Here is a 25,589-nt window from a genome sequence, read left to right as displayed (position 1 = left end):
TTGATGGCGGACCTACCCGGGTCCTGCAAAGATCGGTCATGAAGGAAGGGATCCCCGTGTCGCCTGGTGAGTTGGTCCGTGCGCTGCGCCGGCGCTGGTACGTCCTGGTCGTGGCGGTGCTCCTCGCGGCCGCCGGCGCGGCGGCGGTGCTGCGGCCCGAACCGGTCTACCTCAGCTCCGCGATTGTGGTGCTCAAACCGCCGGTGACCAGCACCCAGCCGAACCAGCTCGCGAACCTCCAGCCGCCGCTCGCCGCCGTCTCGTACGGCGTGGTGCAGCAGCTCGGCTCGTCCGCCGGAGCGGACGAGCTCAAGGCCGCGGGAGTCACCGGCACCTACCGGATGACACCGCGCAACAGCGGAACCAGCGTCACCCCGCGCCACCTGATCCCCTCGCTGCAGATCCAGGTAGAGCACTCCGACCCGGCCGCGGCCGACGCCTCCGTACGGAAGATCATCGAGGCCTACACCCGGCACCTGACCGAGCTCCAGACGCAGCAGGGCATCCCGGCCGGGGCACGGATGAGCGTGGACCTCCTGGTGCAGCCGCACGCGGTCGCGCGGACCGGCGACCGGGTGCGCGCCCTGGCCGGAGTGGCCCTGCTGACCGCGGTCGGCGGGATGGCGGCGGCCCTGTGGACCGACCGGCTCCTGACACGCCGGAACCGGCGCCGGCGCGAGAGCGCCGACGCCGGTCCTCAGGACCCGCCGGTGGAACCGGTGGAGACGGGGCATCAGATCCCTCGGCGCTTCCAGGACCGCCACCACAGCCACTCGCGCCCCCGGTCGGCGACGGCCGACAGCACCAGCGGCTGGAGGTAGGGCATCACGCGCGCACCGATCCGCCGGCGCCTGCGCAGCGCCCGGTACTCGGCCAGCGACGTGTAGCCGCCGGGCAGGCACTCGGCGGCGAACTCCACGAGCTCGTCGACCGGTACCACCGCCGTGCGTCCCCGGTCGTAGGCCCGGTAGGCGCGCCGCAGCGCGTACCGGGCGAGCCGGGTGCGCGCCGCCAGCGCCAGCCGGTCGGCGCCGGGCAGCAGGCCGCCGCACTTGTCGAGCACCGAGTCGAAGGCGACCAGGCGCTGGCGCAGGTCGTCGAGCTGCCCACCGAAGTCCGTGGTGGACATGTTGTTGCCGTGCACCCGGTAGAAGGCCTGGTCGGCCCCCTGGACGTAGCCCACGTCGGCGTGGGCCGCGAGCCGCATCCACATCTCGATGTCACCGGCGTGCGGCAGCTCGGGATCGTAGCCGCCGACCTTGCGCTGGAGGCTGGTACGGACGACCACCTCGGGCGAGGTGATGCATCCGGTGCCCTCCCGGAACCGCCGCTCCAGCCACCACTGCCCGGGGTAGACGACCGACCCCGTGCTGTGGGTGCGGGCCGCGGGGAGCGGGCCGCCGTGCTGGAAGCGCAGCGGCCGGCCGTAGGCGAAACCGGCCTCGGGATGCGCGTCGAGCAGGGCGGCGGCGCGCACCAGCGCCCCGGGGACCAGCCGGTCGTCGGCCGAGAGCAGGGCGACGTAGTCCCCGTCGGCCCACTCCAGCAGGCCCTCGTTGTAGGTGGCGATGTGCCCCCGGTTCTGCTCGTGGACCCGGACCTCGATCCGCGGGTCGGCGGCCGCCAGGGCGCGCGCGACCTCCGCCGAGTCGTCGGGGGACGCGTCGTCGATGATCAGCACCCGGACGTCGACGCCCTCCTGCTCGTCCAGGACGCTCTTGACGCAGTCGGCCAGGAAGTGGCCGTACTTGTAGCAGGGGATCACCACGCTGACCGTGCTCACTGGCCGGCCACCTCCGTGGAGCCGTCCGACTGGATGCCGTTCGGCAGGGTGGCGGAGAAGATCGGCCCGACCCAGTAGTTCACCGAGCCGAAGGTGTTCGTGGGGAACGTGGTGGTCGCGCCGTACTTGTAGAGGCCGTTGGCGCCGCCCGATCCGTCGGCCGGTGCGACCAGCGGGTAGGAGCGGTGCGCTCCGCTGAAGTAGCCGCCGTCCACGGAGTAGTTGCCGTTCGGCGCGTGGTAGGAGGCCACGTACGAGGTGCCGGCGGTGACGGGCACCGGGGTGGTGAACTTGAGCTGCTGCCAGCCGGTCAGGGTCTCGCTGCCGAAGGTTCCGGTGGCGAGCAGGGTGCCGTCGGCGGCCCAGAGGCTGCCGGTGTGGGTACCGGTGTTGCCGGGGCCCTTGTAGAAGGTGACACCGGTGACGTAGCCGTTCACCGCGGACTGGAAGCGGGTGCCCAGCTCCACGGAGTTGGCGTCGTCCACCACGTTGGCGGTGGTCGGCGTGGCGGTGTTCGGCCAGAGGGCGCAGGGGCAGTTCACGGTGGGCGGGTTGGGGCTGGTGGTGAAGTTCCACGTGACCGGTGCGGTCATCGCGTTGCCCCACAGGTCGCTCGCCTGGACCGACAGGGTGTAGGTCGAGTTCAGAGCGAGTTCGCTGGAAGGCGTGAAGGTCGCGCTGTTGGCCGCGCCCATCACCTTCGAACCCGGGATGTTTGCTCCTCCCGAGTCCTTCAGGGTGAACACGAGGGTGTCGGAGTCGATGGCGGTGGAGAAGGTCGCCGACGCCGAGGCCGTGATCTGTGTGCCGGTCGCCGCGGACTGCGGCGAGGTGGAGGTGACGGTGGGCGGTGTGGTGCTCGCGGCCGAGGTGTCCAGGACCGCGTCGACCCAGTAGTTGCTGCCGCTCGCGGCCGTGTTCGGGAAGCCGCCGGTCGCGCTGTAGCGGTAGACGCCGTTGCCGCCGTCGGTACCGCTCTTGAGTGCGGTGAGCGGGGCGAGACCCGCGGAGCCGGAGGCGAAGGTGTTGTCGAAGGAGTACCCGCCGTGCGGCGCGAAGTAGGAGGCGACGTACGTGGTGTTCGCCTTGACCGGCACCGGAGTGGCGAAGTTCAGCTGCTGCCAGCCCGAAGCCGTCTCGTTGGTGAACGTGCCCGTGGCCAGGCGCTGACCGCTGGAGCTCCACAGGCTGCCGGTGTGCGTGCCCGTGTTGGCCGGGGACTTGTAGAAGCGGACCCCCGTGATCGAACCGGCCGCCGTGGTGCGGATCTTCACGCCGAGCTCCACCGAGCTGCCGTCACCCGCGTTGACGGTCCCCGGTACCGCGGCCGCGGGCCAGACGGTGCAGGGGCACTGCTGAGGGCCGACGGTCAGCGGCACCGTGGTGACGGCGCCGATGTTGACGCTGTCGTCCACCGCACGGACCTTGATCTGCACGGAGCCGGGAGCGGTCGGCGTCCAGGTGTAGCTCCAGCTTCCGACGCCGGTGGTCGCCTTCCAGGTGGTTCCGCCGTCCGTGGAGACCTCCACGCGGGCCACCACGCCGCCACCGCTGTCGGCCGCCGTACCGGTGACGGTCACGGGCCGCAGGGCCGGCACGGTGGCGCCGGACGCGGGGCTCGTCACGCTGACGGCCGGCCCGGTGGTGTCGGTGGACGCGGTGGCCGGGACCAGGTTGCCCTGCAGGCTCTTGGGCTGCACCCCCATGTCCGCGAAGACGTTGACGGTGGCCTGCTGCATCCGCTTGTCCTCGGTGACCACCGCGTCGTCCGGGTTGCCCGTCGGCATGTTGGTCAGGCCCCACGACCACTGCACGGTGCCCGTGCCGAAGACCAGTGCGTGCGAGGTCGGGTCGCGGAAGGCGACCAGGCTGTGCGTCGCGGTGCCGTTCCCGTAGGTGTTGCCGTAGTCCAGCCGGTACTTGCCGTCCTCGATGTCCACGGTGGTGGAGGACATCTTGATCTGCCCCGGCGGCCGCGCCGCGTCCTCGATGTCGGAGTCCCACTCGTAGCCGAGCGTTCCGGTCGGGAAGGTCGCGGTCTGCGAGGGGGTCAGGTTCGCGACGGTGGTGTTGCGCCACAGTCGCATCTTGGCGAAGGCGCCCGGCACGGTGATCGCGTCCGCCCGGTAGCCGTTCACCGTGAACAGCGTTCCGGTCAGCTGGTTCTGGGGCTGGTACGGACGCCCGTTGGCGGCGCTGGCCGGGTCCATGAAGGTGCCCGTCCAGGTGCCGCTGGGGTCGGGAACGCCGTTGGGCACCGGGAAGGACAGCTTGGTCTCCTTGTAGCAGACCAGTGTCCGGTTGGCGGTGTTGGCACCGTCGATGCTCGGCGCCAGCCGGGTCTTCCAGAAGATCTCGTTCCCGGCGAAGTACGTCTGGTGCTGACCGGCGCGCCGGGCGTTCAGGGCGTTGGTGAACTGCTCCTGCGTCCAGTACTCGTCGTGCCCCGAGGACATGAACACCTTGTGGTTCTGCATCAGGGAGGCGCCGCGCACCGACATGTCGATCCCGGACATGTAGCTGACGTCGTAGCCGTTGCGCTCCAGCCACGAGATCATCTGGTACTCGGAGCCGTAGATCCCGTTCTCCCCGCCGATGTCCATCGGCCGGTTGTAACTCACCTCGTACGCACGCCCGTCCGGTGCGGGACCGCCGCCGTCGTAGAGGTCCTGGCCGCCGTAGTTGTTGTACGCCTGCCAGGTCTGGTCGCTCGTCTGCACCAGGATGTCGGAGTGGCTGGAGTCGTTGCGGACGACGAACGGGTACGGCATCAGGCCGTTGCCGTCCGCCTGGTCGAAGTTGGCGATGTACAGGCCGGAGACGGCGTCGGACGGCACGCTCCACGTCGCCGTCACGGGCCAGTTGCCGCAGTCGACCAGACCGGTCGACGCCTTGGTCGTGCAGTTCTTCGGATTCCCGCCCTGGGCGTAGTTGGCCGGGTGGGTCTGGGCGGCCTGGGCCTCCGTCGACAGCAGCCGGGCGCCGTTGCCCCCGTAGTGGCCCAGCCGGTAGACCGAGACGCGGTAGGGGGAGGGGGACTGGACCTTGAACTGCACGGTGTCGCCGGCCTGGACGCTCATCTGGGCGCTGAAGCCCTTGATGTCGCCCCAGGCGCTGGGCGCGAACCAGTCCTCCATCGGTGTGCCCGGCTTGGAGTTCTCGCAGACGACGGCGTTCGACGTCGGACCGCAGGGATCGGCGGCGCCGGCCACCGAGGCCGGTGAGAGAACCGTGGCCACCAGGGTGGCGACCACGGTGAAAAGACCGTACCGAAACCGGAGCAGCCTTCTCCGCTTGTTCATCTGTACCTCATTTGTTTGCGTGAACCGGGAGGCGTCAGCGCAGGGCGTCGCTGAGCGTGTCCACGACCCGCTGCTGCTGGGCGGCGGTGATCTGCGGGAAGAGGGGGAGGGAGAGCATCCGGTCCGCGGCCTCCTCGGCGTGCGGGAAGGCGCCTTGGCCGTGCCCGAGGTGGGCGAAGGCCGGGGTGAGGTGGACCGGGGCCGGATAGTGCACGCCCGCTCCGATGCCCTCCGCGTTGAGCTTGCCGACGACGGCGTCGCGGTCCGCTCCGGCGACCCGTACGACGTACAGGTGCCACACGTGGACGTTGCCCTCCGCCGTGACCGGAAGGGTGACCCGGCCGGCCGCCGCGAGCTCGCCGAGCAGGCCGTCGTAGCGGGCGGCCGCGGCCCGGCGGGCCGCGTTCCCCTCCGCGAGCCGGGCCAGCTTCGCCCGCAGGACCACGGCCTGCAGCCCGTCCAGCCGGCTGTTGAAACCGGCCACGTCGTGCCGGTACTTGGCGACGCCGCCGTGGTTGGCCAGGGCCCGGACCAGGTCCGCGCTCTCCTCGTCGTCGGTCACCACCGCGCCCGCGTCGCCGTACGCGCCCAGGTTCTTGCCCGGGTAGAAGCTGGTCGCGGCGATCCCGCCGCTGCCGGGGGAGCGGCCGTCGCGTGTCGCGCCCTGGCTCTGCGCGGCGTCCTCGACGATCCGTACGTGCGCCGGCAGCTGCGCGGTCAGCTCCGCGGTGGCGGCGCACTGCCCGTACAGGTGGACCGGGACCACCGCGCGGGTGGCCTTCCCGACCGCTTCCAGGGCGGCCCGCGGGTCCATCAGCAGCGTGTCGGGGAGACAGTCGACCAGCACCGGCCGTGCGCCGATCCGGGCGACGGCGCCCGCGGTGGCGATGAAGGTGTTGGCGGGCAGCACCACCTCGTCGCCCACCCCGACCCCACTGGCCCGCAGCGCCAGTTCGAGGGCGTCGGTGCCGTTGGCGACGCCCACGCAGTGACCGACCCCGGCGAAGTCGGCGTACTCGCGCTCGAACGCGCGGACCTCCTCACCGCCGATGAAGGCGGTGTTCGCGAGGACACGGTCGAATCCGGCCCGTAACTCCCCGGCGACCTCGGCGTGCGCCGCCTTCAGGTCCACGAGCGGTATCTGGTTCATGCGACTGGGCTCTCCATCCGTGTCCCCGGCCACCGGCCGGTCATCTCCCCATCGGTCCGCAGCTCGTCGAGCGCCGGAGCGTCCGCCGCGCGCAGCCGGCGGGCCGGGCTCCCGGCCCACACCTCGCCGGGCGGCACATCGGCCAGGACCGTGCTTCCCATACCGGTCAGCGACCAGGCGCCGACCGTCGTGCACTCGCGGACCAGCGAGCCCGCACCCACATAGGCCCCCCGCCCCAGCCGCACCCCGCCGCCGAGGCGCACCCCCGAGGCGAGCGTGGCGAAGTCCCCGACCGCGTCGTCGTGGGTGAGGACCACCTGTGGCATCACCGCCACGTGCGACCCCACCCGGACGGCGGCGGTCAGCACGCAGTGCGCGAGCAGGACCGAGCCCGCGCCGAGCATCGAGGACCCCGACACCACCGCCGTGGGGTGGACCACGGTCGCGTAGCGGTTCACGGGCAGCCCCAGGCGCCGCACCACGCGGGCGCGTACGGCGTAGTCGCGCGGGCTGCCCACGCAGACCACCACCCGGGCGGCCCACAGCTCGTGCACCCGCTCGCTGCCGCCCAGCACCGGCACCCCGTCCACGTCCCGGCCCTCCAGGGCCGGGTCGTCGTCGAGGTGCCCGACCAGCCGCCACCTCGGCGGGAGGCCCCGTTCCACGTCGGCGGCGGCCACGTCCCGGACCGCCTGGGCGGTCTCCCGGGCGAACCCGCCCGCGCCGACGATCAGCAGGTCCTCGGTGCCCCGCGGCCCGTTCATCCGCCGGCCTGTTCCCGCAGCACCGTCACCACCCGGTCCTGCTGGTCGTCCGTCATGGTGTGGAACAGCGGCAGGATCAGGGAGTCGCGGCTGATCCGCTCGGTGACCGGCAGCGGCGCCGCCCCGTGGCCCGCGTACGCCGGCTCCAGGTGCGAGGCCATGATCCCGCGCCGGGCCGAGATCCCCGCCTCGGAGAGCACCGCGAGCAGCTCGTCCCGGCCGACCGGGAAGTCCTCGGCCAGCAGCACCCAGTACGACTGGAAATTGCCCTGGCCGTGACCGGGGTCCCGGACCGGGGTGAGCCCCGGCACGCCGCGCAGCAGCTGCGCGTACCGGGCGGCCAGCGACCGGCGCCGGGCCACGATCTCGTCCAGCCTGCCGAGCTGCACCAGGCCGACCGCGGCCTGGATGTCCGTCATCCGGTAGTTGTAGCCGACCTCCAGATAGCTCTCGACGATCGGCTTGCTGCTCGCGTGGCGCTGTGCGGCGGACACGTTCATCCCGTGCTCGCGCAGCCGCCGCAGTCGCTCCGCCCACTGCGCGTCGTCCGTGGTCAGCATGCCGCCCTCGCCGGTGGTGATCACCTTGCGGGGGTGGAAGGACCAGGCGGCGAGCAGCGCGCCGTGGCCGACGGACTTGCCGCCGACCGTCGCGCCGATGCCGCACGCGGCGTCCTCCACCAGGGCGACGTCCCAGTCGGCGCACGCTGCGCGCAGCGCGTGCACGTCCGCGGGCACCCCGCCCTGGTGGACGGCGAGCACCGCCCTGGTGCGGGGCGTGCGGACCGCGTCCACGGTGGCCGGGGTCAGGTTGCCGGTGGCCTCCTCGACGTCCGCGAACACCGGGTGCGCGCCGACGTAGCGGACCGCGTTGGCCGTGGCGATGAAGGACAGGGAGGGGACGATCACCTCGTCGCCGGGGCCCAGGTCCAGCGCGATGAGGGCCAGGTGCAGGGCGGTGGTGCACGAGCTCACCGCGATGCCGTGCCCGGCGCCCACCCGCTCCGCGAAGGCCCGCTCGAACTCGGCGACCCGCGGGCCCTGCGCCACCCAGCCGGAGAGCACCGCGTCGGCCGCCGCCTTCGCCTCCTCCTCGCCCAGCCACGGCACCATGACCGGGACGCGGGCGGGCAGTACGGGCTCCTGCGCGCTCATCGGCCGGCCTCCCCGGCCGCGGTGTCCGCCGCTGCCGCCGCCGATGCCGCCGCGGCGTCGGCGGCGCGCTCGGCCCGCCACCAGTCCACCAGGTCCCGCAGCCCGCTGCGCAGGTCGATCCCGGCGGTGAAGCCGAGCCGCTCCGCGGCCCGCGCGGTGTCCGCGAGCCGGCGGGTCACGCCGTTCACGGCACGGGCCGGGCCGTGCTCCGGCACCAGGGCGTCCGCGCCCATCGCCTCCAGCAGGCCGTTCGCCAGCTCCAGGAGGCTGGTCTCGGTCCCGCTCGCGATGTTGAACACCTCGTCGGTCAGGTCCGATTCGGCGGCCAGCAGGTTGGCGCGCGCGATGTCCCGCACGTCGACGAAGTCCATGGTCTGGAGACCGTCCCCGAGGATCAGCGGCGGCTCGCCCGAGGCGATCCGCTCCATCCAGCGGATCAGCACCTCGGTGTAGAGCCCGTGGATGTCCATCCGCGGCCCGTACACGTTGAAGTAGCGCAGGGCGACGTAGTCCAGCCCGTACATGGAGTGGAAGCTGCGCAGCATCCCCTCGTTGAAGGCCTTCGCGGCGCCGTAGAAGGTGTCGTTGTTGTACGGGTGGTGGCGCTCGGTCGTCGGGAACTGCTCGGCCAGTCCGTAGACCGAGGCCGAGGACGAGGCGATCACCTTGCCCACGCCGGCGGCGGCCGCCGACTCCAGCACGTTGAACGTGCCGTCCACCATCACCTCGTTCGCCAGCCGCGGCTCCTCCGCGCACTGGGTGATCCGGATGGCCGCCAGGTGGAACACCAGCTCGGCGCCCTCCGTCACCTTGCGCACCGCGGCCAGGTCGCGGATGTCCCCCTCGACGACCTCCACCACACCGCTCGGCAGGGCGCGGGCCAGGTTGGCGGTCCGCCCCCGCACGAAGTTGTCGAGCACCACGACCTCGCGCGCCCCGTTGTCCACCAGCAGGTCCACCAGGTGCGAGCCGATGGTGCCCGCTCCGCCGGTGACCAGAATCCTCTTGCCTCGTACGCTGCTCAACGCCCTGCCCCCACTGAGTCGTTCATGGTCTTTCGTGTCACGGATCGGCGAACGGTCAGCGTTCGGTGCGCAGTCCGACGACCGCGCCCTTGAACTCCAGGCTCCGGGAGGCCGCTTCCAGAATGTCGAGCACCTTCAGGCCCGCCCGCCCGTCGGTCAGGGCCGGCCGCCCCGATCCGATCGCCGCGGCGAACTCCTCGACCATGCTGCGCAGCGCCTCCTTCTCACCGATCGCGGGCGCCACCATGTCGCCGGTCCGGTAGGAGACGAGCATGTCGCGGCGCTCGTCCGCGCCGATCTCCTGCGGGGCGCTCAGCTCCACGCCGCGGTCGAACACGGCCACGCGCTGGGAGGGGTTGAGGTCGTCCCACACCAGGGTGCGCTTGGACCCGCCGACCATGGTGGTGCGCACCTTCGTCGGGGACAGCCAGTTGACGTGCACGTGGGCGATGGCGCCGGTGCTCAGCTGGAGCGTCAGATAGGCCACGCAGGACTGCCCGGCCCCGATCGGATCGGCTCCGTGCGCGGCGACGGCAACGGGCCGGACGTGGTCCGGGAGGATGAAGTCGAGGACCGACAGGTCGTGGGGGGCCAGGTCCCACAGGACGTCGATGTCCTTCTGGACGAGCCCCAGGTTGATCCGTACCGAGTCGACGAAGTGGATCTCGCCGAGCTCGCCGGAGCGGACCATCTCCCGGATGCGGCCCACCGCCGGGGTGTAGCAGTACGTGTGGTCGCACATCAGCGTGAGGCCGCGTTCCTCGGCCTCGTTGACCAGCCGCAGCCCGTCCTCGTACGTGGCGGCGAGGGGCTTCTCCACCAGGACGTGCTTGCCGGCGCGCAGGGCGGCCAGCGCGACGTCCAGGTGGGTTCCGGCCGGGGTGGCCACGGCGACCGCGTCGACGTCCGGATCGGCGAGGACCGCCTCGTAGTCCGAGGTCGCCTGGACGGTGGAGTACCCGCCGAGCACCTGCCGGGCGCGGTCGACGTTCAGATCACAGAGCCAGCGCAGCCGGAACTGCGGACTGGACTGGAAGTTGCGGACCAGATTGGGGCCCCAGTAGCCCGCACCGACCACGGCGACGCCTAACGGCTCCGCCCGCCCGGCGGCCTTCGAGCCACCGTCCTTCACAGCGTTGGGCTTCACAGCGTTCCCCTTCCTTCCGCGCACGCCCGACCGGCGTGCCGACAACTCATGGCCGGGGCGCGTGGGATGAAGGGGAGAGCCGTCGAGGGCAGGCCGGACGCCTGCGCGACCCGGGCATGACCTGCTCAACGGTGATGGCCCCCCACAACCGATGCTTTGCGTGATTCCGCGTACTACCCCCCGGCCGGCCGCATGTTCCCCCAAGCAGCCGAACCCGTACCTCCTGCCGAAACCGCTCGGCGCCGCTCAATCTAGTCCACCGGGCGTACCCCCGGGCAGAGTTGACGGAATCGCCTGGCGCGGGTGTTCGACCGTGCATACTGCCCGGGTGACCAGCATCGTGATACCGGCCCACAACGAGGGCCGGGTCATCGGCCGGCTCCTCGACGCGCTCCTGGCCGACGCCGACGGCAACACCGGCACACCGGCGGACGGGCCCGACATCGTCGTGGTGTGCAACGGCTGTACGGACGACACCGCCCGGGTGGCGGGTGCGCGCGGTTCCCGCGTACGGGTGGTGGAGATCCCGACTCCCTCCAAACACACGGCACTCCGGGTCGGGGACGAGCACGCGCGGGGCTTCCCCCGTCTCTACGTGGACGCCGACGTCGTCGTCGGGGCCGCCGACGTACGGGCCCTGACGGGCGCGCTCGCCGGAAGTCCGGCCCTGCTCGCCGCCGCCCCCGGCCGGGACATCCCGCTGGCCGGCTGCGCCTGGCCGGTCCGGGCGTACTACCGCGTGTGGCAGCGGCTCCCGGCCGTCCGCGAGGGCCTGTTCGGGCGGGGGGTCATCGCGGTGACCGAGCCGGGGCACGCGCGGATCGCCGCGCTGCCCCCGCTGATGGCCGACGACCTGGCCGCGTCCCTCGCCTTCGGGCCGGGGGAGCGGCGCGTGGTCGAGGCGGCCCGGGTCGTCGTGCACCCGCCGCGCACCTGGTCCGACCTCGTCCGGCGGCGGATCCGCGCGGCGACCTCCTCCGCCGAGTTCGAGCGCTTCCAGGCCACGCAAGGGGCCGGTGCGGCCGCGCCGTCCGCCCGTACGGGCACGGCCGACCTGCGCGCCCTCCTGCGGGCCCAGCCGCGGCTGCTCCCCGGTGTGATGGTCTTCGTCCTGGCCGCGCTCGCCGCCCGCAGGGGTTCCCGCAAGGCCATCCGGAACCAGGACTTCTCCACCTGGCTGCGGGACGAGAGCAGCCGGCAGGGGTGAGCGCGGCGACCGGGGGCGTGCGGCCGAATCGGGCCGTACGCCCCACCGTTGGCCCGTACAACCTCTAGGGTTTCATTCGCACGTTCGAGGAATCAGACCGTCGGCACCGGGAGCTCCAGCGCATGTACCTCGCGGACCGCTCCGCGCCCTCGGCCCCGCCCGCGGACACGCAAGCCCCGCCGGACCGGGGATCGTTACGGACCCCCGCCGTCACTTCGGCCGTCCTGGCCCTGGGCACGGTCAGCCTGATCACCGACGTCTCCTCCGAGATGGTCACGGCCGTCCTGCCCCTGTACCTGATCGCCGGTCTGGGCCTGAGCCCGCTCGGTTTCGGCGCGCTCGACGGCCTCTACAACGGAGTCAGCGCCCTGGTGCAGCTGACCGGCGGCCATCTCGCCGACCGGGTCCGCAACCACAAGCTGATCGCCGGCATCGGCTACGGGCTGTCCGCCCTGTGCAAGCCGCTGCTGCTGTTCGCCCACGGCCTCGGCCCGATCAGCGTGATCCTCGCGCTGGAACGCACCGGCAAGGGCCTGCGCACCGCCCCGCGCGACGCGATGATCTCCCTCTCCACACCGGCCGAGTTACAGGGCCGCGCCTTCGGCGTGCACCGGGCCATGGACACCACCGGGGCGCTGCTCGGCCCGCTCGCCGCGTTCCTCGTGCTGAGCGTGGCGGTCGACGGGTACGACGCCGTCTTCGGCGTCAGCGCGTGCGTCGCGGTGCTCGGCGTGGTGGTGCTCATGCTGTTCGTCCCGTCCGGCGGCGGCGCGGCGGTCCCGGCCGGGGCGGCCGGTGGCGGCGGCACGGCGGTCCCGGCCCGGGCGGCCGGCGGCGGCGCGGCCCGCCCGGACCCCGTACGGCTGCGCGACGCGATGGCCCTGCTGCGGCTGCCGAGGCTGCGCGCCCTGGCGCTCTGCGCCGTCCTGCTGGGCCTGACCACGGTCAGCGACGCCTTCGTCTACCTGCTGCTGCAGCGCCGTACCGGCATCGGCGAGCAGTGGTTCCCGCTCCTGCCGCTGGGCACCGCCGCCGTGTTCCTGCTGTTGGCCGTCCCCGCGGGCGCCCTCGCCGACCGGATCGGCCGGCGCACCGTGTTCCTCACCGGGCACGCCCTCCTGCTGGCCGGGTACGGGCTGCTGCTGTGGGCCCCGGACTGGCCGCCGCTGCCCTACCTCGTCCTCGCGCTGCACGGCATGTTCTACGCCGCCACCGACGGCGTGCTGCCCGCCGCCGTGGCCGCCACCGTCCCCGGGCGGCTGCGCGCCACCGGCCTGGCCCTGGTCGGCACCGGCCAGGCGCTGGCCCGCTTCGGCTGCTCGCTGGCCTTCGGCGCGGCGTGGAGCCTCTGGGGCACGGGCCCGGCACTCGCCGCCGCCGCGGCCGGACTGCTGTGCTGCGCGGCCGTCGCCGGCCTCGTCCTGCGCCCGGCGGCCCCCGACGCGGCCCCCTCCGGCACGCCCGCCCTCCCCGACCCGACCCGAAGCCCGTGAGGCCCCCCGTATGACGCTGTCGTTGTCACGCCGCCTGCTCGTCCTCGCGGTGGCGGTGCTGCTGCTCGGAGGCCTCGCCGCCGCGCTGGTGGTACGCGCCGCCGACCGCGCCGACCGGCCGCGTACGGGCGGCCCGGAGATCGCCGCGGGCGGCGTCACCCTCACTCGGCAGGGGGAACTGGCCTTCCTCAACAGCGGACAGGGCCCCCACCGCGGAGCCCTCGCCTCGGTCCCCGCCGATGCCCCCCGGTCCGCGCGCACCGCCTCCGGCCTCGACTGCCAGCGCTTCTACGCGGCCGCGGGCACCGGAGTGTGCCTGCGCTCCTCGCCGGGCGCGCTCGCCCAGGACAACAAGGCCCTGATCGTCGACGCCGACCTGCGCACCGTGCGCAGTCTCCCCCTGGCGGGCACCCCCAGCCGTGCCCGCGTCTCGCCCAGCGGCCGGTTCGCCGCCTGGACCGTCTTCGTCTCCGGCGAGTCCTACGGCTCCGCGTTCTTCTCCACGCGCACCGCGATACTGGACACCCGCACCGGGAAGCTCGAATCCAGCCTGGAGGAGTTCGCCATCACCATGGACGGCCGGGACCACCGCGCCCAGGACGTGAACTTCTGGGGCGTCACCTTCTCCAAGGACGACGACACCTTCTACGCCACGCTCGCCACCGCCGGCCAGACCCATCTGGTCAGGGGATCGATCTCCCGGCGTACCGTCACCACCCTCGCGCAGAACGTCGAATGCCCGTCCCTGTCGCCGGACGAGACCCGCATCGCGTACAAGAAGCGGGTGCGGCCCGGAGCCTCGCTGTGGCGCGAACACGTCATGGACCTGGGCACCCTCCGCGAGCACGCGCTCGCCGAGAAGCGGAGCGTGGACGACCAGGCCGCCTGGCTCGACGACCGGACCCTCGCCTACGCCCTGCCCGCCGACGGGGCCGCCGACAGCACCGACCTGTGGACCGTGCCCGCCGACGGCACCGGCACCCCCCGGCTGCTGACCCCCGGCGCCTCCTCCCCGTCCCGTCTGGGCTGACGCACCCGCGCAGGGGCCCGTGGCCGCAAGCCGGTCAGGCCTGGTCCACGAAGGTCCTCACCCGGTCGACGAGCGAGGCGTGGTCGCGGATCCACCCGTAGTGGCGGCTGCCCCGCACCCCGTCGCCGAGGACCAGCTCCCAGTGCGTCACCCGCGCGCTCGTGAGCTTGTCGCTGAGCCCCCGCACCCCTGCGGGCGGGGCCATGCCGTCGCCCCTGACGGTCACCGCGAGCACCGGAAGGTCCAGCTCGGCCAGCCAGGGCTCGAAGTCCACGGGGGAGGACGGCACGTGGTAGCGGCCCGTCCGGACCTGGGCGGCCATGTCCCGCAGGATCTGCGCGGAGTCGTTCCCCAGTACGCCGATGCGCCGGCCGGGGAAGTACCCGTACGCCGAGGAGAACGCGGCCGCGAGCTGGAACCCCGCGAGCATCCCGAGGCGCTGCGGGAACGGCCAGCCCCGGTAGTGGCAGGAGGGGGCGCCCACCAGGATCGCGCCCGCGGCCATGTGCGGCTCCTGGCTGAGGTAGAGCGTGCCGAGCTGCCCGCCGAGGCTGTGCCCCAGGAGGTGGCGCGGCGCCTCGGGGAAGGCGGCCGCGACCGCCCGGAACAGCGCGGGGTAGTCGTACGTCACCATCTCGTGGTAGCCGTAGCGCACCCCGCGCCGCACGCGTACGGAGCTCGTCCCCTGCCCCCGCAGCTCGCCGAGGACCACCTGGAACCCGGCGCGGGCGAGGGCCTCCGCCAGCGGGGTGTAGGAGACGGCCCTGGTGCCCATGGCGGGCATGCACACCAGCACGGGGGCCGACGGATCACCGGGCCTTCGGTGGAACCGGACTTGGGCCGTGGCGCCGTCCTCGGCGCGCACCGTTTGCGTGGTCACTTCGGTGGATGGCATGAATGGACCTCCCTCGCTCGTGGCCATCCTGCGCAGGTCGCGGACCGCGTTCAACGGTTTCCGGCTCAGGTCCGTCGGTGACCGGACTCCGGATCGAAATTGCAATCGAAAAAGTGAACATGTGATGATCCCTGTCGTGACGATAGACGGGGAGAGTCAAGGCGTAAGCCCGCAGCCCCACCAGGTAGTTCGGCTGGCCGACCTGGTGGGCGAGGGGCCGCCACCGACCGTGAAGAAAGTAAAACCGACCGTTCCGGCCGAAGGCTGGGAAGCTGCGGCGCGCCGGGAGTTCGCGGTGCTGCTGGGCGAGTTCCGCCGTACGGCCGTGCTGGTGCCGATCGATCCGTACGGCAGTCTGTGGACGGCCGAGCAGGGCGGGGTCCGGTGGATCTGTGCGTTCTCGGACGAGGAGGCGCTGGCGAGGTTTGCGGTCGCGCAGGGTGACGCGGGGCGGGAGTGGGAGTACCACTCGGTGTACGGAGCACGGCTGCTGGACGTGATGGTGCCGAAGCTGGGGGTGCCCGCGGGAGTGGCGCTCGACGCCGGCAGCCCTGACGGGATGCTGTTCCCGCCGGTCGCGGGCGTGGTGCCGGACTCGGCAGTGGTGGACCTCGGGGGTGAACGGTGAGCGGTTCCGATTCGGATCTGGACGTACCCCCGGAAGCGCTGAAGCTGATAGCGAGCGGCATCGACAAGGCGCATGGCGAGCTGAAGGACCTCGGCATGATCGGCCAGGCGTCCACCGGGCGCGGATTCTCGGATCTGTCGCTGTCCGGGATGCAGTTGGGTCACGAAGGCCTGGCGTCGGGGTTCAAGACGTTCTGCGAGCGCTGGGAGTGGGGCGTGCGCGGGCTGATGATGCGCGGTAACGGCTTCGCGAAGGCCGTCGGCCTCTCGGCGGGCGCGATCAGCGAGCAGGAGCAGTACGTCAAGGACACCTTCAAGATCGCGGTGAACGGGATCAACGGCAACCCGCACCTGTCGGAGGAAGAGGTCAAGGCCAAGGACTGGGACGAGATCCGCGACCAGCACGCGTGGGACGGGGCGGACTGGAGCCCCGAGTCGTTCTCCGAGGCCCAGGAAGAGGTCGAGCAGACCTGGCGCGACACCGCCTACGACGTCGAGGACGGACTGCTCGACTCGATGCAGAACCAGGGCGTGTTCGGCGAGAAGGAGCGTGCGCTGATGGACGAGAAGCTGCGCGAGACGCTCGAGCCCACGCAGGGCGCGGTGGACCGGGCGAAGCAGCCGACGTGGGGGAGCGAGTAAGTGGTGGACTTCGGGGGCTGGGTCGACAAGGGCCTCGGCAAGCTCGAAGACGGCTGGGACGCCGGCAAGAAGCTGGTCGGTGAGGGCGTCGACAAGGCCACGGACGTCGTCGGCGACGGTCTGGAGTACGTCGGCGCCGAGGACTGGGCGGACGCGGTCGAGGACTGGGGTGACAGTACGGCGTCCTCGCTGGGCGCCACGGTCGGCGAACAGCAGCTCGGGCAGACCGAGGAGGCCAACGAGCTGATCCACGGCAAGGTCTCCGACATCAACGCGAGCGTCAAGAACCTGCGGGACTTCAAGAGCGCCTTCGACTCGGTGGGCCAGGGCATGAAGGGCCTGGACTCCAGCCGCTGGAAGGGCGCGGCGGCCGACACCTTCCGGGAGAAGTTCCAGACGCTGCCCACCGACTGGCTGCACGCGGCGGACGCCTTCGAGGGCGCGGCGAAGGCCCTGGAGGCGTACGCCACGACGGTGACGTGGGCGCAGGGCCGGGCGAAGGAGGCCATCGACCTCTACAAGCAGGGCCAGGAGGCCAGCAAGAACGCGGCCGCCGACTACAAGAAGAAGGTCGCCGCCTACGAGGACGCGCGCACCGGCGACAACCCGCTGCCCAGGCCCGAGTGCCCCGCCGATCCTGGCAGCGCGGTGCGGGACCGGGCGCAGGAGATCCTGAACGACGCCCGCCGCCAGCGCAACGAGGCGGCCGACACGGCGAACAAGGCGGTGACCGCCGCACTGGCGCACGCGCCGGCGATGCCGTCGGCCACCGACCGGGCCAAGCTCAACTTCGTCGACTGGGGTGTCGGCCAGGGCGTGGAGATGCTGCACCTGAGCGGCGGTGTCGTCAAGGGCGTCGTGGGCATCACCAACTTCGTCCGTTCGGTGAACCCGCTCGACCTGTACAACATCACCCACCCCGCCGACTACTACAAGAACCTGAACATGACCCTGGCCGGGCTGGCGTCCACCGCGGCGCATCCGGACCGGGCACTGAAGAGCGCGTGGGAAGCGGCCAAGGGCGACCCGAGCGAGTTCATCGGCCGGCTCATCCCCGAACTCATCGGCACCAAGGGCGCCGGCGGCCTCAAGACCATCGCCACCGCCGGTGTGAAGAACAGCGTCAAGCACGGCGCGGACGACGCCGCCCGGAGCGCCGCTCGTCAGGGCACGGACGGACCGGCCGGCGTCTCACGTACGGAAGACGCGGTCGAGAACGGGCCGACCGACCCGGTCGACCTCGCGACCGGTGTGATGTACCTGCCGCAGCGCGACATCGTGCTTCCCGGCGTCCTGCCGCTGGTCTTCCGCCGCCGGGTGGCGTCCGACTACCGGGCCGGCCGCTGGTTCGGCCCGTCCTGGTCGTCCACCGCCGATCAGCGCTTGGAGATCGACTCCGAAGGAGTCGTCTTCGTGTGCGACGACGGTCTCCTTCTCGCCTACCCGCACCCGGCCCCGGGTGTCCCCGTCATGCCGAGCCACGGCCCGCGCTGGCCGCTGGACCGTGCCGGAGACGACTACAGCATCAGCGACCCCGACACCGGCCGGGTGTGGCACTTCACGGTCGGCAGCACGGGTCTCGCCCCCCTGGCCCAGATCGACGACCGGCACGGGAACTGGATCACCTTCGAGTACGACACCGAAGGCAGCCCCACGGGCATCGTCCACAGTGCCGGATACCGCCTTGAGCTGACGACGAGTGCGGGCCGAATCACCGCCCTGCACCTGGCCGGTGCCGCACCGGACGGCAGCGACCAGGAGATACGTCGATACGGCTACGACGGCGGAAACCTGACCGAGGTGATCAGCTCCTCCGGCAAGCCGCTCTGTTTCACCTACGACGAACGAGCCCGGGTCACCTCGTGGACCGACACCAACGGCAGTCGCTACGACTACGTGTACGACGAGCACGACCGCTGCGTGGCCGAAGGCGGCGCGGAAGGGCACGTCGCACTGCGCATCGACTACGACGCCGCTGACGCGACGACCGGCCTGCGGGCGACGACCACCACCCTCGCGAACGGCGCCGTCCATCGCTACCTGATCAACGACGCTCACCAAGTGGTCGCGGAGATCGACCCGCTGGGTGGAGTCACCCGCTTCGAGCGCGACCGGTACAACCGCCTCCTCTCCCGCACGAACCCCCTCGGGCGCACCAGCCGCTTCATGTATGATGAAAGCGGCCGGCTGACATCCGCCGTCCGGCCCGACGGACACGAGATGACCGTCCAGTACGACGATCGCGGGCTGCCGGTCAAGGTGGTTCATCCCGACCTCACCACGACGGTGCGGGAGTACGACGAACGCGGCAACCGGACATCGGTCACCGATCCGACGGGCGTGACCACCCGCTACACATACAACGAGACGGGCCACTGCACGGGAGTGACGGATGCCCTGGGCCGTACGACCCACATCCGCACCAACGCCGCCGGTCTGAGCGTCGAGGTCACCGACCCGACGGGCGCGACGACGCGCGTGGAACGCGACGTGTTCGGGCGGCCGGTCTCGCTGGTGGACCCGCTCGGGGCCACCACCAGGTTCCGGTGGACGCCTGAGGGGAAGCTCACCCACCGGACGGGCCCCGACGGCACCGAGGAGTCATGGACCTACGACGGTGAAGGCAACTGCCTCACCCACACCAACGCCGTCGGCGGGGTGACGCGCTTCACCTACACCCACTTCGACCTCCTGGCGACCCGGACAGGTCCCGACGGAGTGCGCTACGAGTTCCACCACGACGCGGAGCTCCGCCTCACCCAGGTCATCAACCCCTTCGGCCAGAGCTGGGACTACGGGTACGACGCCGTAGGACACCTCATATCCGAGACGGACTTCGACGACCGCACACTGACCTACACCCACGACGCGGCGGGCGGACTCGCCAGCCGCACCGATGCCGCTGGCCGGACGATCCGCTACGAACGCGACGAGCTGGGCCGAGTGGTCGCGAAGGACGTGCAGGGAACGGTCACCACTTTCACCTACTACCTCTCCGGGCAGCTCGCCGAAGCGGTCGGCCCGGAGTCGACGGTCACACACCTGCGTGACCGGTACGGACGCCTCCGGGCCGAGACGGTGAACGGTCGCACCACGGCCTACACCCACGACGGGCTCGGCCGCCGTACCTCCCGCACGACACCCTCCGGGGCCGTGAGCTCCTGGGCATACGACGCGATGGGCCGACGGACGGAGCTGACGACCGCGGGCCGGACGCTGACCTTCGAGAGGGATGCCGCAGGCCGCGAGACCACCCGTCGTATCGGGGACGGTCTTACCTTTTCCTCCACGTACGACGAACACGGCCGTCTTACGGACCACCTGGTGTCGAGTGCGCAGCGCAGCCTCCAGCACCGCGCCTACAGTTATCGCGACGACGGCAAGCTCGTCGCGATGGACGACCGGCTTTCCGGCAGCCGCCGCTTCGAGCTGGACGCGGTGGGCCGCGTCACCGGCGTGTCCGCACCGGAATGGACCGAGCGCTACGTCTATGACGCCGACGGCAACCAGACCGAAGCCTTCTGGCCCGCCACGCATCCCGGCCAGGAGGCCACAGGGCAGAGGGAGTACGCGGGCACGGTCCTCACCCGGGCGGGCAGCGTCCGGTACGAGCACGACGAGCTCGGCCGAGTCGTCCTGCGCCAGAAGACCCGGCTCTCCAGGAAACCGGACACCTGGCGCTACGAGTGGGATGCCGAGGACCGTCTGACGCGGGTGACCACGCCCGACGGCACGGTGTGGCGCTACTCCTACGACCCGCTGGGCCGCCGTACCGCCAAGCAGCGCCTGGCGCCGGACGGCGTCGAAGTCCTTGAGCAGATCTCTTTCACCTGGGACGGCACGCTCCTGTGTGAACAGATCACGACGCTGGACGGGGCCCGCACCCCATCGGTCGTCCTCACCTGGGACCACGAAGGCCTGCAGCCCCTCGCCCAGACGGAACGCGTCCTATCCGCCGGAGCGGCTCAGGAGGTGGTCGACGAACGGTTCTTCGCGATCGTCACTGACCTCATCGGCACCCCTACGGAGCTGATCGACGAAGAGGACAACATCTGCTGGCGAACCCGGGCGACACTCTGGGGAGCCACGGCTTGGAACAGCGATGCGTCCGCCTACACGCCCCTCCGATTCGCCGGCCAGTACTTCGACCCGGAAACCGGAATTCATTACAACTGCCAGCGCTACTACGACCCTCAAATCGGCCGGTACCTCAGTGCCGACCCTCTCGGGATCGCGCCGGCGCCGAACCCGTTGGCGTATGTACCCAACCCCCTCCACGCCACCGACCATCTGGGGCTGGCGCCTGACTACCATGAGTTCCACACCGTGCAGGACCCTGCCAACGCCACACGGCTCAGGGGCGACGGAAATCCCTGGCCCGAGGCAGACACCCGAGGGCAGTGGGGTGAGGGAGTGTACTCATGGGGCACGTTGGGCGAGGCGGTCAGCTACGCGCAGCGCATTCGCGGACGAGCCGAGGAAGGGGAGGTCATCGAGGTGGAGGTGCTCACCTTCAAGGTGTCGGCGGAAGACTTCGCCAACATGAACAAGGCGGACATCACCAAGATGACGACTGACAAGATGGACGAGTTCTTCGAGAAACACAGCCGCCTCTACAGTGAGGCCGGAGCACAGCCGCACAACTTCGACTACGTCCGAGGCCCCACCGGCATGGGAGTCGAGAACTATTTCAGCCGGGGCGTGTTCCACCTTCTCAAGTTTGTGAATTGAGTGACAGTGATTCGAAAGTTCAGATATCGGTTCAGGAGCCCGCTCGGCGGACTGGCGGCGGACCTCTCGGCGCGGACCGTGCCACCGGGCGAAGCGACGGCTCCTTCCGTGGGCATCTACCGGGGAGTCCGCCTGCTGCTTCCGGGCGCGGGCATGTACTGGGAGGACCTGGCCTGGCTCTCCTTCGTCGTCGCGCTCCGTGCCGAGGAGCTGTGCGCCAGGTTTCCGGAGGGCGTGTACCTCGAGATCGTCTCTCTCGACTTCCCGCTGACCGACTACCGGCCGGAGGTTGCCGCCCTCGCCATGGACGGGTGGCTCCGAGAGGAATTCGACCTGCCCGATACCGGAATCACGTGTGCGTACTCGGGCGGCGCAGACCCCTATGTCTTCGCATGGGGCGGTGCGGAGCCGCCGCTGCGGAGCCCGCGACTCTAGATGGCGAGGCGGGACACGGGAGAACCGACCGTGACCGGCATCGAATTCCTCGTCTCGTTCCTCAGGACCGGACGCCTGCACGGGATCGGCATCGGCTCCACCCTCGACGAGGTCGACCGGGCCGTCCGCCACCGCTTCGTCGACGTCGTCGACGAGGGCGGCGAGTCGCTGCGCCGCGACTACGGATTCGTCGAGTTCTCCTTCAACCCCGGTGACGAGTGGGTGATGTCCGGTGGGTCCATCGAGCTGCACCGGCTCGCGTCCGGCCCCGACATGGCCGGGGAATGGGCCCGGACCATGGGGGTCGAGTTCCCCCGCCACGTCTCCTGGGAAGCCGTGCGGGAGGAGCTCGCCCACGTCCCCGGAGCCCCGGAACTCACGGTCGGCGACCAGGGCGGTTTCCTCGAATACCGGGCGGCGGCGTCCAACGTCTCCGTGACCGTCGTGGACGACGAGGAGGAGGAGCGGGGCTACCACGCGGGGCACGGGGACGTGTGGAGCGTCAGCCTGTGGGCGCCCGTACGGGCGAGGTGACCGTCCGGAGCCGGCAGCGGCTCCGGACCACGCCGGCATGGACCGGCCGGGTGCTTGACCGGGCCCAGGGGATTGGGCGCGGCGTGATCGGGCACCTGCAGACCATGGCCCTCGAACATCCCTCGGAGAAGGGCGACGACGGGCGGCTCGGCCGCTTCGAGAAGCTGGCGGAGCTGGCTTCGAACTTCACCAGCTCCGCTGCCTTCTCCCTGTTCTGCGTCCTGCTGGTCGCGGGCTTCGTGGCGGTCCACCTGGCTCACCTGGACGCGAGCTGGCGGCACCTGCTCGGCGACGCGATGGGCGCGGTCGCCCTGCTGCTCCTGGCCCTGCTGAAGAACTCCGAGCGCAGGGCCGAGCACGCGATCCAGCTCAAGCTCGACGTCATCGCCGCCGCCCTCCTGGAGCAGCATCAGGGCGAGCCGGGCCCCGCGCACCGGGACCTGGCCGAGGTCATCGGGATCGAGGGCGGCGAGTAGCGGCCCGCCCTTGGGCCGAGCGGACGCCGTAACGGGCGCTTTCGAGTGACGGCCCGCGCGGCCTCGGCCGCGGGCGCCCCGATCTCCCCGACCATCTCAGGCGGCCGGTCATGTTCCGGACACGCACGGCCGGTCGGGCCGGGCACCGCCGTACCGCGGCTCCGGGCCGCCGCTGGGAGATCACGTGTACGTCCTGCTCGTCGCGAGCGCGTTCAACAGCCTCACGCAGCGAGTCCACGCCGAGCTGCGCGACCACGGCCACCACGTCGCGGTCGAACTCGCCCTGCCCGACACCTCCCTGGCCGAGGCCGTACGCGGGCACCGGCCCGACCTCGTGATCGCGCCGATGCTGCGCACGGCCGTCCCCGAGGAGGTGTGGTCCGCCCACACCTGTCTGATCGTCCACCCCGGACCGGTCGGCGACCGCGGCCCCTCCTCCCTCGACCGCGCGATCCAGGACCGGGAGACCCGATGGGGGGTCACGGTCCTGCAGGCCAACGCGGAGATGGACGCCGGCGACGTGTGGGCGAGTGTCGAGTGCCCGGTGCCGCCGGTCGGCAAGAGCGACCTCTACCGCGGGGAGATCGCCGACGCCGCCCTGGAGGCCGTCCTCCTCGCGGTGGAACGCTTCGCCTCCGGCACCTACGTCCCGCGGCCGCAGACCGGCGGCCGGGCCCGGCCGCTCCTGCGCCAGGAGGAGCGCCGCATCGACTGGGAGGCGGACGGCACCGAGCAGGTCCTGCGCGCGCTGCGCGCCGCCGACTCGCAGCCCGGCGTACGGGACGACCTGCTCGGCGGCGAGTGGTTCCTGCACGGAGGCCACCGCGAGGAACAGCTGCGCGGCCGCCCCGGCGAACTGCTGGCCACCCGGGCCGGCGCGGTCTGCCGGGCCACCGCCGACGGCGCCGTATGGATCCCGGAACTGCGCGCCCGCCGCCTGCCGGGCCGGCCGGCCGGACCCAAACTGCCCGCGACGGTGGCCCTGGCGGACCGGCTGCCCCCGCTGCCCGAGGTGCCCGCACCCCCGGACGCCGGCCCGCACCGCCGCACCTGGTCCGACATCGGCTACCACGAGGAGGGGCAGGCCGGCTTCCTGACGTTCTCCTTCCCCGGCGGCGCGATGAGCACCGGGCACTGCCGGCGCCTGCTGGACGCGTACCGGACCGCCTGCACCCGCCCCACCTCCGTGCTGGTCCTGGGCGGCGGCCGCGACTTCTTCTCCAACGGCATCCACCTGGGCGTCATCGAGGCCGCCGCCGACCCGGCCGAGGAGTCCTGGGCCAACATCAACGCCATGGACGACCTCGTCGAGGCGGTGCTGACCACCACCGACCGGCTCGTGGTCAGTGCGCTGGGCGGCAACGCCGCCGCCGGCGGGGCCGTGCTCGCCCTCGCGGCGGACGAGGTCTGGTGCCGCTCGGGCGTCGTCCTGAACCCGCACTACCGCCTGATGGGGCTGTACGGCTCCGAGTACTGGACGTACACCCTGCCGCGCCGCGTCGGCCCCGCCCTCGCGGAGCGCCTCACCACCGAGGCCCTGCCGCTGAGCGCCGCCGCCGCGCAGCGGCTGGGCCTGGTCGACCGTACGGTGCCCTGCGCGCCCCAGGAGTTCACCGGCGAGACGGAACGCCTCGCGGCCCGTCTCGCCGCGCTGCCCGCCACCGCTGCCCGGATCGCCGCCAAGAAGGCGGCCCGCGAGCGCGACGAGGCGGTCCGGCCGCTGGCCTCCCACCGCGAGGCCGAGCTGGCCCGGATGCGGCGGACCTTCTTCGACCCGGACGCCCCCTACCACGCCCTGCGCCGCGCCTTCGTACGCAAGGAGCGCGCGGTCGCCACCCCGCCGCACCTCACCCGTGCCACGACGGACCGGGTCCCCGCGGCCGCCCTCGCGCCGCAGGCCACCCGGAAGGCCGAGCCCCGGGCCGTCCCGCAGGCCGCCGATCCGGCCGTCACCGCGCCGCTCGCCGCCACGCCCCGCTCGGCCGTCCGGCCGCGCGATGTCACTGGACTGGCCGCACCTGACGCGGCGCCCGGACCGGCCTGCTGTTAGCAAGAAGGGTGAGGACGAGACAGGCCGCCTCTCCGCACCCCCTTTCCCGACCCCCTCCCCGAGGAGGCATCCCATGGCCGCAGTGACGAAGGACCCGGTCGAAGACCCGCCGATCCACATCCTCTGGATCAACGCGGGCCTCAGCTGCGACGGCGACTCCGTGTCCTTGACGGCCGCGATGCAGCCGAGCATCGAGGAGATCGTGACCGGCGTGCTGCCCGGTCTGCCCAAGATCGCCGTGCACTGGCCGCTGATCGACTTCGAATGCGGACCGGTCGGCGGCGCCGACACGTTCATCGAGTGGTTCTTCAAGGGCGAGCGGGGCGAGATCGATCCGTTCGTCCTGGTCGTCGAGGGGTCGATCCCCAACGAGAAGATCAAGCCCGAGGGCTACTGGTGCGGCTTCGGCGACGATCCGGAGACCGGACAGCCCATCACCACCAGCGAGTGGATCGACCGGCTGGCCCCCAAGGCCCTCGCGGTCGTCGCCATCGGCACCTGTGCCACGTACGGCGGCATCCACGCCATGGAGGGCAATCCGACCGGTGCCATGGGCGTGCCCGACTACCTGGGCTGGGACTGGACCTCGAAGGCCGGCATCCCGATCGTGTGCGTGCCGGGCTGCCCGATCCAGCCGGACAACTTCTCCGAGACCCTGACCTACCTGCTCTACCAGGCGGCCGGCTCCGCCCCGATGATCCCCCTCGACGACAAGCTGCGCCCCACCTGGCTGTTCGGCGCCACCGTCCACGAGGGCTGCGACCGCGCCGGCTACTACGAGCAGGGCCAGTTCGCCCACACCTACGACTCGCCCAAGTGCCTGGTCAAGCTCGGCTGCTGGGGCCCCGTCGTCAAGTGCAACGTCCCCAAGCGCGGCTGGATGAACGGCATCGGCGGCTGCCCCAACGTCGGCGGCATCTGCATCGCCTGCACGATGCCCGGCTTCCCCGACAAGTTCATGCCGTTCATGGACGAGCCCCCCGGCGCCAAGGTCTCCACGAAGGCCAGCGGCGCGTACGGCGCCCTGGTCCGCAAGCTCCGGGCGGTCACCGCCCACACCGTGGACGAGGAACCGAAGTGGAGGCACGGCGGCCGCAGCCTGACCACGGGCTACCGGCCGCCCTGGTGACGGCCCGCTCCTCCC

The 25,589-nt window shown here is 71.8% G+C and carries 20 protein-coding genes; 12 read left to right on the top strand and 8 right to left on the bottom strand.

Going from position 1 to position 25,589, the window contains the following annotated elements; genetic code table 11:
- Positions 1 to 38: 38 nt before the first annotated feature.
- The gene (locus RIU97_RS08600) at positions 39 to 821 is read left to right on the top strand and encodes a hypothetical protein (protein WP_404954822.1); all 783 of its coding nucleotides are present in this window, start codon (positions 39 to 41) and stop codon (positions 819 to 821) included.
- On the opposite strand, the gene RIU97_RS08595 is transcribed toward RIU97_RS08600, so the two are convergent.
- The 7 genes from RIU97_RS08595 to RIU97_RS08565 are packed head-to-tail and all read right to left on the bottom strand — an operon-like array spanning position 734 to position 10,325.
- Positions 734 to 1,783 carry a glycosyltransferase family 2 protein gene (locus RIU97_RS08595; protein WP_404954820.1) on the bottom strand — a complete coding sequence of 350 codons (1,050 nt, stop codon included), beginning with the start codon at positions 1,781 to 1,783 and terminating at the stop codon, positions 734 to 736. The genes RIU97_RS08600 and RIU97_RS08595 overlap by 88 nt on opposite strands.
- Entirely contained in the window at positions 1,780 to 5,085 is a 3,306-nt protein-coding gene (locus tag RIU97_RS08590; protein WP_404954818.1) for a DUF4082 domain-containing protein, read from the bottom strand. The genes RIU97_RS08595 and RIU97_RS08590 overlap by 4 nt, the downstream gene beginning before the upstream one ends.
- A gap of 34 nt (positions 5,086 to 5,119) precedes the next feature.
- Positions 5,120 to 6,235, bottom strand: a complete 1,116-nt coding sequence (locus tag RIU97_RS08585; protein ID WP_404954816.1) for a DegT/DnrJ/EryC1/StrS family aminotransferase — start codon at positions 6,233 to 6,235, stop codon at positions 5,120 to 5,122.
- The gene (locus RIU97_RS08580) at positions 6,232 to 6,999 is read right to left on the bottom strand and encodes a NeuD/PglB/VioB family sugar acetyltransferase (protein ID WP_404954814.1); all 768 of its coding nucleotides are present in this window, start codon (positions 6,997 to 6,999) and stop codon (positions 6,232 to 6,234) included. Before RIU97_RS08580 ends, RIU97_RS08585 begins: the two co-directional genes overlap by 4 nt.
- Positions 6,996 to 8,153 carry a DegT/DnrJ/EryC1/StrS family aminotransferase gene (locus RIU97_RS08575; protein ID WP_404954811.1) on the bottom strand — a complete coding sequence of 386 codons (1,158 nt, stop codon included), beginning with the start codon at positions 8,151 to 8,153 and terminating at the stop codon, positions 6,996 to 6,998. The genes RIU97_RS08580 and RIU97_RS08575 overlap by 4 nt, the downstream gene beginning before the upstream one ends.
- Complete coding sequence (locus tag RIU97_RS08570; RefSeq protein WP_404954809.1) at positions 8,150 to 9,178, bottom strand: NAD-dependent epimerase/dehydratase family protein; 1,029 nt, start codon at positions 9,176 to 9,178, stop codon at positions 8,150 to 8,152. Before RIU97_RS08570 ends, RIU97_RS08575 begins: the two co-directional genes overlap by 4 nt.
- Positions 9,179 to 9,233: 55 nt before the next feature.
- Entirely contained in the window at positions 9,234 to 10,325 is a 1,092-nt protein-coding gene (locus RIU97_RS08565; RefSeq protein WP_404954807.1) for a Gfo/Idh/MocA family protein, read from the bottom strand.
- 328 nt (positions 10,326 to 10,653) lie between these two features.
- On the opposite strand from RIU97_RS08565, the gene RIU97_RS08560 reads away from it, so the two are divergent.
- From RIU97_RS08560 to RIU97_RS08550, 3 genes are all read left to right on the top strand, one after another.
- Positions 10,654 to 11,532: a glycosyltransferase gene (locus RIU97_RS08560; protein WP_404954805.1), complete on the top strand. Its 879-nt coding sequence runs from the start codon at positions 10,654 to 10,656 to the stop codon at positions 11,530 to 11,532.
- A 122-nt stretch (positions 11,533 to 11,654) separates the two neighbouring features.
- Positions 11,655 to 13,025, top strand: coding sequence for an MFS transporter (locus RIU97_RS08555; protein WP_404954802.1), 1,371 nt, complete (start codon positions 11,655 to 11,657; stop codon positions 13,023 to 13,025).
- Positions 13,026 to 13,041: 16 nt separating this feature from the next.
- On the top strand, positions 13,042 to 14,055 hold the full coding sequence (locus tag RIU97_RS08550) for a TolB family protein (protein WP_404962791.1): 1,014 nt from the start codon (positions 13,042 to 13,044) through the stop codon (positions 14,053 to 14,055).
- Positions 14,056 to 14,089: 34 nt separating this feature from the next.
- On the opposite strand, the gene RIU97_RS08545 is transcribed toward RIU97_RS08550, so the two are convergent.
- On the bottom strand, positions 14,090 to 14,950 hold the full coding sequence (locus RIU97_RS08545; RefSeq protein WP_404954800.1) for an alpha/beta fold hydrolase: 861 nt from the start codon (positions 14,948 to 14,950) through the stop codon (positions 14,090 to 14,092).
- 124 nt (positions 14,951 to 15,074) lie between these two features.
- Between RIU97_RS08545 and RIU97_RS08540 the strand changes: the two genes are divergently transcribed.
- From RIU97_RS08540 to RIU97_RS08505, 8 genes are all read left to right on the top strand, one after another.
- Positions 15,075 to 15,578 carry an SseB family protein gene (locus RIU97_RS08540; protein WP_404954798.1) on the top strand — a complete coding sequence of 168 codons (504 nt, stop codon included), beginning with the start codon at positions 15,075 to 15,077 and terminating at the stop codon, positions 15,576 to 15,578.
- The gene (locus RIU97_RS08535) at positions 15,575 to 16,219 is read left to right on the top strand and encodes a hypothetical protein (protein ID WP_404954796.1); all 645 of its coding nucleotides are present in this window, start codon (positions 15,575 to 15,577) and stop codon (positions 16,217 to 16,219) included. The genes RIU97_RS08540 and RIU97_RS08535 overlap by 4 nt, the downstream gene beginning before the upstream one ends.
- On the top strand, positions 16,220 to 20,950 hold the full coding sequence (locus RIU97_RS08530; RefSeq protein ID WP_404954794.1) for a putative T7SS-secreted protein: 4,731 nt from the start codon (positions 16,220 to 16,222) through the stop codon (positions 20,948 to 20,950). It abuts the gene before it with no gap.
- 108 nt (positions 20,951 to 21,058) lie between these two features.
- Positions 21,059 to 21,385, top strand: a complete 327-nt coding sequence (locus RIU97_RS08525) for a hypothetical protein (protein ID WP_404954792.1) — start codon at positions 21,059 to 21,061, stop codon at positions 21,383 to 21,385.
- Between the two features lie 30 nt (positions 21,386 to 21,415).
- Positions 21,416 to 21,919 carry a hypothetical protein gene (locus RIU97_RS08520; RefSeq protein WP_404954790.1) on the top strand — a complete coding sequence of 168 codons (504 nt, stop codon included), beginning with the start codon at positions 21,416 to 21,418 and terminating at the stop codon, positions 21,917 to 21,919.
- A gap of 83 nt (positions 21,920 to 22,002) precedes the next feature.
- Positions 22,003 to 22,395, top strand: coding sequence for a hypothetical protein (locus tag RIU97_RS08515; protein ID WP_404954789.1), 393 nt, complete (start codon positions 22,003 to 22,005; stop codon positions 22,393 to 22,395).
- Between the two features lie 184 nt (positions 22,396 to 22,579).
- Positions 22,580 to 24,445: a hydrogenase maturation protein gene (locus RIU97_RS08510; RefSeq protein WP_404954787.1), complete on the top strand. Its 1,866-nt coding sequence runs from the start codon at positions 22,580 to 22,582 to the stop codon at positions 24,443 to 24,445.
- Between the two features lie 73 nt (positions 24,446 to 24,518).
- Complete coding sequence (locus tag RIU97_RS08505; protein WP_404954785.1) at positions 24,519 to 25,574, top strand: hydrogenase expression protein HypE; 1,056 nt, start codon at positions 24,519 to 24,521, stop codon at positions 25,572 to 25,574.
- Positions 25,575 to 25,589: the final 15 nt, after the last annotated feature.

The organism is Streptomyces sp. 147326, from assembly GCF_045000215.1.
In the GTDB taxonomy this organism is placed as follows: Bacteria; Actinomycetota; Actinomycetes; order Streptomycetales; family Streptomycetaceae; genus Streptomyces.
The sequence above is the reverse complement of the archived record's forward strand: the minus strand, read 5'-3'. Positions and strand labels throughout refer to the sequence as shown.

What these genes read in the sequence shown, in the direction of transcription:
- RIU97_RS08505 (WP_404954785.1), top strand. Translation starts at nt 24,519, where the DNA reads ATGGCCGCAGTGACGAAGGACCCGGTCGAAGACCCGCCGATCCACATC.
- RIU97_RS08600 (WP_404954822.1), top strand. Translation starts at nt 39, where the DNA reads ATGAAGGAAGGGATCCCCGTGTCGCCTGGTGAGTTGGTCCGTGCGCTG.
- RIU97_RS08555 (WP_404954802.1), top strand. Translation starts at nt 11,655, where the DNA reads ATGTACCTCGCGGACCGCTCCGCGCCCTCGGCCCCGCCCGCGGACACG.
- RIU97_RS08575 (WP_404954811.1), bottom strand. Translation starts at nt 8,153, where the DNA reads ATGAGCGCGCAGGAGCCCGTACTGCCCGCCCGCGTCCCGGTCATGGTG.
- RIU97_RS08580 (WP_404954814.1), bottom strand. Translation starts at nt 6,999, where the DNA reads ATGAACGGGCCGCGGGGCACCGAGGACCTGCTGATCGTCGGCGCGGGC.
- RIU97_RS08590 (WP_404954818.1), bottom strand. Translation starts at nt 5,085, where the DNA reads ATGAACAAGCGGAGAAGGCTGCTCCGGTTTCGGTACGGTCTTTTCACC.
- RIU97_RS08545 (WP_404954800.1), bottom strand. Translation starts at nt 14,950, where the DNA reads ATGCCATCCACCGAAGTGACCACGCAAACGGTGCGCGCCGAGGACGGC.
- RIU97_RS08585 (WP_404954816.1), bottom strand. Translation starts at nt 6,235, where the DNA reads ATGAACCAGATACCGCTCGTGGACCTGAAGGCGGCGCACGCCGAGGTC.
- RIU97_RS08540 (WP_404954798.1), top strand. Translation starts at nt 15,075, where the DNA reads ATGATCCCTGTCGTGACGATAGACGGGGAGAGTCAAGGCGTAAGCCCG.